Raw genomic sequence first — 1,681 nt, forward strand, 5'->3', positions numbered from 1 at the left:
CATAATTATAATCCGCCTTTCTGCGAAAGGCACCAATGCGTCATGAAACACTTTGGCTAACTTCCGCTTTTCTAATTTATATTCCTTCTGATATTATTTACCTATAAGACTGACACACTACAGAACACGTGGAGGTGAGTGGCGGGGCTGTATAGCGGCAACCTCGTATAATTATTTGTTGTCGGTCATCCGTTAAGGCATCAATGATTGGCGCATAACGTAGCCCGTAAACTTATCTCTTCCAAAGTCGACTCGATTTTGCCGGATGACCAGTCACTGTCAGTTTTATAACGATAAATCATCAGGAGGTACTTTTATTGTCGTTTAAAATTCTCAAAAATAACTGTTGTGGTCTTGACGTCCACAAAACCTGGATCTATGCCTGTATCGGCATAACTGATTCCCTGAAACGTACCGAGTATAAAGAAGCCCGCTTTTCTTCCTTTACCAAAGGTCTGCAGGAGCTGTGTGACTGGCTTTCCAAATACAACTGTACGGATGTCTGCATGGAATCTACCGGTAAGTACTGGATCCCTGTTTTTAATGTCCTGGAGAAGAATAACATCTGGGTTACTCTTTCCCACCCCAAATATACCAAACCGCAAAAAGGCAACAAGACTGACCGCAAGGATGCTAAATGGATTTGTGACCTATATATGTGTGGAATGGTAAAACCTTCCTTTATTCCACCGGCTGACATCCGTGAATTAAGAGATTTAGTAAGATACCGTTTCAAACTCACTTGTATGATCACCGGTGAGAAGAATCGTGCTCATAACTGTCTTACTGTTTCTAACTTAAAACTGGATGATGTCTTTTCTGATATATTTGGTAAATCCTCCCGTTCCATTACGGAACAGATTTTACAACACCCTGGGGAAACATTTGATGTGTCACCTTTTGTGGATAGCAGATGTAAGACTCCTACCGAAGAAATACAAGCTGCTGTTGATGGTGCCATATCCAAAGAACAAGCTGTAAAGCTCAGACAATGTTTAAATCACATTGATGAATTAGAAATGCACAAAGTAGAAATAGAACGGGAAATCTTTCGTCTCAGTGATAAGTATGAAAGCATTCTCAATCTTATACGAACCGTACCTGGATTCGATAAGACCCCAATGACTGCTATTCAGGTGCTTTCTGAAATCGGAGGTGATATGTCTGTCTTCCCCACAGCTAAAAACCTCATATCATGGGCTGGATGTTGTCCCCGTAATGATCAAAGCAATCATAAAATCAAATCCACTAGGATTTCCCGTGCTGGTTCTTATTTTAAACCAGTTTTGGTGCAAGTTGCAAATGCTTTAATCAAATCCAAGAAACACCCAGAATTTACAAACCGTTATCGACGTATAAAAGCACGTCGTGGTCACAAGAAAGCTATCATTGCCATCTGTCGTATGATCCTGACCGCTATCTGGCACATACTCACAGATCTAAAACCATATACGCCTGAAGGTTTTCTTGAATCGCGACCTGTGAATAAATCCAAAGTATTGACTACTTCACAGGCACTTAATTTAATGAAGCAGCGAGGCTACATTATCAAAGATGATGTTGTTCCTGTTACCTGATTAGGTGTTGTGTATATATTCAATTTTTAAAACCGACTGCTTAGGCGGTTTATTTGCTATGCTCTTTATTTTTAGGCTGTCCTCTGCTTGTTTGTTTCAAACTT

The 1,681-nt window shown here is 40.3% G+C and carries 1 protein-coding gene; it reads left to right on the forward strand.

All coding sequences use genetic code 11. The features are described 5' to 3' along the window. Positions 1-317 precede the first annotated feature (317 nt). Positions 318-1,577, forward strand: coding sequence for an IS110 family RNA-guided transposase (locus tag FYJ75_RS14230; RefSeq protein WP_154431060.1), 1,260 nt, complete (start codon positions 318-320; stop codon positions 1,575-1,577). Positions 1,578-1,681: the final 104 nt, after the last annotated feature.

This window comes from Roseburia porci (assembly GCF_009695765.1).
GTDB classification, from domain to species: Bacteria; Bacillota; Clostridia; order Lachnospirales; family Lachnospiraceae; genus Roseburia; species Roseburia porci.